Source organism: Gemmatimonadota bacterium (assembly GCA_039715185.1).
Lineage (GTDB): Bacteria > Gemmatimonadota > Gemmatimonadetes > Longimicrobiales > RSA9 > DATHRK01.
Genome location: JBDLIA010000137.1, coordinates 1 through 5507 on the forward strand (window position 1 = coordinate 1; position 5507 = coordinate 5507).

General features: G+C 68.5%; 5 protein-coding genes. 2 read left to right on the forward strand and 3 right to left on the reverse strand.

Going from position 1 to position 5507, the window contains the following annotated elements; genetic code table 11:
* The 3 genes from ABFS34_15610 to ABFS34_15620 all read right to left on the reverse strand — a co-directional run.
* Nucleotides 1–245: hypothetical protein (locus tag ABFS34_15610; GenBank protein MEN8376855.1), on the reverse strand; the 245-nt coding region annotated here is incomplete at its 3' end.
* A gap of 22 nt (nucleotides 246–267) precedes the next feature.
* Nucleotides 268–813 carry a thioredoxin family protein gene (locus ABFS34_15615; protein MEN8376856.1) on the reverse strand — a complete coding sequence of 182 codons (546 nt, stop codon included), beginning with the start codon at nucleotides 811–813 and terminating at the stop codon, nucleotides 268–270.
* Nucleotides 814–834: 21 nt separating this feature from the next.
* A complete protein-coding gene (locus ABFS34_15620) occupies nucleotides 835–2157 on the reverse strand; it encodes an amidohydrolase (protein MEN8376857.1) in 1323 nt (440 codons plus the stop codon).
* Nucleotides 2158–2318: 161 nt separating this feature from the next.
* Between ABFS34_15620 and ABFS34_15625 the strand changes: the two genes are divergently transcribed.
* The gene (locus ABFS34_15625; protein MEN8376858.1) at nucleotides 2319–2861 is read left to right on the forward strand and encodes a YqgE/AlgH family protein; all 543 of its coding nucleotides are present in this window, start codon (nucleotides 2319–2321) and stop codon (nucleotides 2859–2861) included.
* A gap of 146 nt (nucleotides 2862–3007) precedes the next feature.
* Nucleotides 3008–5317, forward strand: coding sequence for a tetratricopeptide repeat protein (locus ABFS34_15630; protein ID MEN8376859.1), 2310 nt, complete (start codon nucleotides 3008–3010; stop codon nucleotides 5315–5317).
* The last annotated feature ends 190 nt before the right edge of the window (nucleotides 5318–5507 follow it).

The window sequence follows — 5507 nt, forward strand, 5'->3', positions numbered from 1 at the left end:
CGCCCCCATTCCACCACCGCGAGGGCCCCGACCACCAGGGACAGCACGGCGGTGCCGATGAACTTTCCCAGGAAGGACACGTTCATCACGACCACGTTGATCGACTGCATCGCGCCCAGACCCTCCTCCGGCGGCACCCGCGCGAGCGCCTTCATCACGAAGCTGGAAAAAGCGAAGAAGACCCCCGCGATCAGGGCCGAGCCGAGCGCGGCGATGGCCGCCAGAACGTTCAGGATGGTCGCCATGGTTGGTCTCCGGTGGTCCCGCTCACCGCCACTTGATCGAACACCCCATGCTCGGAATCTGACCCTCCGGCCCAACCCCGGTCTTGGCGATCTGCCTCATCGCGTTGACGAGCTCGGGGGTCCGGTCGGTCGCGTCTGACATGCGCGCGTCGTCCAGGCGGCCTCGGAACTGGAGCACGCCGTCCCTGTTGAGGCCGAAGAAGTCGGGCGTACACACCGCGCCGTAGGCCTTCGCCACCGACTGGTCCTCGTCGACCACGTACGGGAACGAGAAGTCGTGCGCCTCGGCGAACTTCTTCATCAGCGGAGGCGCGTCGGTGGGATACGCGCCGTAGTCATTCGGCATAACCGCCAGCACGCCGATGCCCTCTGACTGGAGGACCTTGGCGTCGGCCGATAGACGATCGACGACCGCTTTCACGTACGGGCAGTGGTTGCAGATGAACGCGATCAGCAGCCCGTTCTCGCCCATCTCCTCGGACATCGTGTAGCTCAGGCCGTCCGGGTCCTTCAGCGTGAAGTCGGCGGCCTGCCAGCCGAGCTCGGCGTCGGGGGTTGGAAGCAACACCATCGCGATTCTCCTTTGAGCTTACTGCTCCGCGTGAGTCCGCATGTACTCCAGCGCCATCGCGGTCATCGCGCGTACCCCCAGGCCCAGCCCGCTGTCGTCGATGAAGAACTCCGGCGTGTGGTGGGCGGGGGCGTCTTCGAACGATACGTCCGCCGGCCGGCCCCCGAGGCGGATGTAGAAGCCGGGCACGCGCTCGGAGATGTACGAGAAATCCTCGGCGCCTGTCACCGCCGGGATCTGGAGGGTGCGCCCCGGGGCGAGCCCCTCCAGCACCGGCACCATCTGGGTTGTGAGGTCGGGGTCGTTGTAGGTGACGGGGTAGCCGATTCCCACCGGAATGGTGACCTCGGCGCTGCCGCCCATGCTCTCCGCGATGCCCGTGGCGAGCGCGCGCACGCGCTCGTGGATCTGCGCGCGGTGCTCGGGGTTAAGCGCGCGGATGGTGCCGTCCATGGTGACCTGCTCGGGGATGATGTTGGAGCGGACGCCGCCCTCGATCTTGCCCACGGTCACCACCGACGCCGCGTCTATGAGCTTCATCTCGCGGCTCACGATGGTCTGGAGCGCGGTGATGATGTGCGCGGAGATCACGACCGGGTCGACGCCGTCCCAGGGGTAGCCGCCGTGCGTCTGCTGGCCGCGGACGACGATGCGGTAGGCGTCGGCGCTCGCGAAGGTGCCGCCCGGAGTGTAGAAGACGTGGCCCACCTCGCCCTTGGACCAGACGTGCAGCGCGAACGCGGCGTCCACGTCGGGGTCGGAGAGGATCCCCTCGCGCACCATCATTTCGGCGCCGCCGTCCTCGCCCTCGGGCGGGCCTTCCTCGGAGGGCTGGAACATGAACTTGACGGTGCCCGGCAGGTCGTCGCGCATCTCCGCCAGCACCGACGCCGCGCCCATCAGGATCGCCACGTGGGTGTCGTGCCCGCACGCGTGCATGACCCCGACCTGCTCGCCGTTGTACGTCGTTGTCACCTTGGACGCGTAGGGGAGGTCCAGCCGCTCGGTAACGGGCAGCGCGTCCATGTCCGCGCGCAGGAGCACCGTCGGGCCGGGCTTGCCGCCGCGCAGCACGCCGACCACGCCGGTGTGCGCGACCCCCGTCTGGACCTCGATCCCCAGCGAGCGCAGGTGGCTGGCCACCATCTCCGCGGTGCGGGTCTCGCGGTTGCCCAGCTCGGGGTTGGCGTGGATGTCGCGCCGCCAGTCGATCACGAGAGGCTCGATGTCGATGATGCTGGCCTCGACCGCGTCGGGTAGCGAGGACTGCGCGTGGGCTTGAGTCGGGGCGGAGAGGGCCAGCAGGGCCGCGCCGACGGGGAGTGCGAGTCGAGACGTCACGGGAACTCCGGGAATCTAGGGTCTTGGCGGGGACGACGGACGTCATGATGGCTGCCGGCGGCCGGGGTCACAAGCCGCCGCCGCCCGCCCCGCGGCCGAAGCCTTCGTGTTATGTATTCGAACCGATCCGGACTACCGCGGGCGACGGAGGGCCAGGCAGCGTGGACAGCCTCAAGGGACAGCTCCTCATCTCGGGCGGCGGACTGTACGACCCCAACTTCCGCCACACGGTGATCCTACTCGCGGCGCACGACGAGCAGGGAGCCGTGGGCGTGGTCCTCAACAGGCCGCTCGATGTCACGGTGGAGGACGCGGTCCCCGTCCTGTCCGACCTGACCGTCCCCGGCGAGGCGCTGTTCGAGGGCGGCCCCGTGGAGCCGGGCCACGCGGTGCTGCTCGTCGAGGTCGACGATCCCGGCATGCTCGACGTGCAGGTGTTCGGCAGCGTCGGCTTCCTCACCGGCGAGGTGTCGGCCGAACTCCGGCCGCGGATACGCCGGGCCCGGATCTACGTGGGCCACTCCGGCTGGGGCCCCGGACAACTCGAGGCGGAGATGGGCGAAGACTCCTGGATCCTCGAGCCCGCCATCGCCGACGACATCTTCACGGACGACCCCGACTCGCTGTGGCGACGCGTCCTGGAGCGGAAGGGGCCCGATTACGTCGCCGTCTCCCGGATTCCGTTCGATCCGTCGATGAACTGAGACGCGGTCCCGATCGGCCCCGCATCCGGTGCCGGCCATCCCTCGATCCATTACCTTGGCCGCCGCCGGCGGGCTCGCGACCCCGCCCCGTCTGTGCGACACCCTCAGGAGTTTCGTGTCATGACCGGACCGATGGAGCATGGTACGTGAAGAAAGTGATCAACGAGGTCCACCGCAGGTCGCTCTGGCAGGTGCTGGGCCTCTACCTCGCCGCCGCCTGGATGGTGCTCCAGGTGGTGGACGTGATCGGCAACAACTTCGGCCTGCCGGACTGGGTCCCTCCGGCCGCGTTGAGCCTGTTGCTCGTGGGGCTGCCGATCGTGCTCGCGACGGCCTTTGTCCAGGAAGGGATGAGCTCGGGCGGCAAGGCGGACGCGCCATCGCAGACACTGACGGAGGAAGCGCCTCCGGGCCCTTCAGCCGCCGCCTCGCCAGGCTCCTCCTCCGCAGCCTCCCCGGGAGCCCGCCGGCTATTCACCTGGAAGAAGGCGCTGCTAGGTGGCGCGGCCGCATTCGCGGCGCTCGTCGCCGTCGCGGGCGCGTGGCTCGTGCTGCGCTCGGCGGGGATCGGACCCATGGGGACGCTGGTCGCCAGCGGGGCGCTGGAGGAGCGGGCGCTGGTGATTCTGTCGGACTTCGAGGCGGACGAAGCGACGCTGTCCGATGCCGCGACCGAGGCGCTGCGCGTGGACCTGTCGCAGTCCGACATCATCCGCCTGGCCGACCCGGCGCTCATCGCAGAGGCGCTGGAGCGCATGGGCCGAGACCCTGCGGAGCTTCTGACGACCGAGCTCGCGACGGAGCTCGCGGTACGCGAAGGCGCGGGCGCTGTGATCTTCGGTGAGATCAATCGTGCCGGCTCGGGGCACCTGTTTTCGGCCCAGGTCGTTTCGGCCGTGGATGGAGCCGTGCTCACCTCGCAGCGCGAGTCGGCGGCCGACGACGCCGATGTGATCCCGGCCATCGACCGTCTCTCCAAGAAGCTGCGCGAGCGCATGGGAGACTCGTACAAGTCCATACGCTCGGATCCCCCGCTCGCGCGCGTGACGACCTCCAGCCTGGAGGCTCTGAAACTGTACTCGCGGTCCGCGGACGCCGGCGGGGCCCGGCAAGTAGCGCTTCTCGAACAAGCGCTCGCTCTCGACTCGACCTTCGCCATGGCGTGGCGGGCCCTGGGCATCGCATATCGGAACAACCTTACGGATCGCGCCGCGATGGTCGATGCGTTGACGCGCGCGTTCGAACATCGGGATCGCCTCACCGAGACCGAGCGCCGAAAAGCGGCCTCGATGTACTACACGGCCGTCGATTTCGAGCCCCGCCTGGCCGCGGCCGAGTACCAGGCGCTGCTGGTAGAGGATCCGGACGACTACGGATCGGTGATCAATCTGGGCGTGCTGATGTCCGCGGTCGGCGATCACGAGGCCTCGGCCGAGCAGGCGCTGAAAGCCGTGGCGCTGGAGCCCGAGAGGGGTGGGCCGGGCTACTGGAACGCGATTACGGAGCTGGTCAACGCGGGCCGCATCGACGAGGCGGAGGCGATGGCCGACTCCGCGGTGAAGGTGTGGGGCAACGAATCTGCCCGCGCTCGGGCAATGGTGCTGGTCGCGCAGGGTAGGCTGGACGAGGCCGAGGCGAACTTCCGGGAGATTCTCGAGCAGGATTTGCGCCCGGGGTGGCGGGCCGGGCTAGCGCTCCGACTGGCCCAGTTCGCCGCCGCCAGGGGTCGCGTCTCCGAGGCCGAGGAGGAGACCCGCATCCGGACTGCTTTCCTGGTCGATGAAGGAATCACGACTGAGTACTACGAGACACTAGTGCAGGCAGCGTGGATGGACGTAGTCGTCCGCCAGCGACCGGCCGAAGCGGTCGGACGGTTGGAGGGAGCGCTGGGTCGCCACCCCCTGGCCGATCTCCAGCCACGTGACCGACCCTATCTGGAACTCGCCGAAGTCACCGCCCGGGCCGGGCGTCCCGATATGGCGCGTGGGCTGGTCGCCGAAATGCGCGAGCACTTCGAGGACTCCGACCTGAAGCGGCTACGGAGCGAGCTGTGGCGGGCGGAGGGTGAGATCGCGCTGGCGGAGGGAAGGCCCGAAGAGGCGAAAGAGAACTTCCGAAGAGCGTTCGAGGCGTTCTGCCACATCTGCCCGCTCCCGGGACTTGCGCTGGCGTACGAGGCGGCGGGCCAGCCCGACTCGGCGATCGCCGCACACACCCGCTACGTCGAAACTCCGTATTCGGACCGGTTCCTTCCGTACGCCTACCCGTTGGGTCAGGCGCTGGCGCCGACCCACGAGCGCCTCGGGGACCTTCTCTACGAGGCTGGCGAGTTGGACGAGGCCGCGCGGCACTACGCGCGCTTCATCGAGCTGTGGTCCGAAGCGGACGAGGAGCTTCAGCCCAGGGTACGCGCCGTGCGGGAGCGACTGGAAAGGACTCTGCGGCAGAGGGGGTAAGTCGCCCACGCTCGGAAAGCTCGCGTCGACCACCAAAAAGCTCGACGTAGGCGCGTGGATCGCAACGAATGCAGGCGCCGTTACGTCCAAGCTTCGGTGCCTGCCGACGCTCGCGTCGCGCAACCGTCCCGAACGCGATTGGATGCCCAGATGAAGAAACGTCACCTTCTCAGCCTCCTCACCCTGCTGA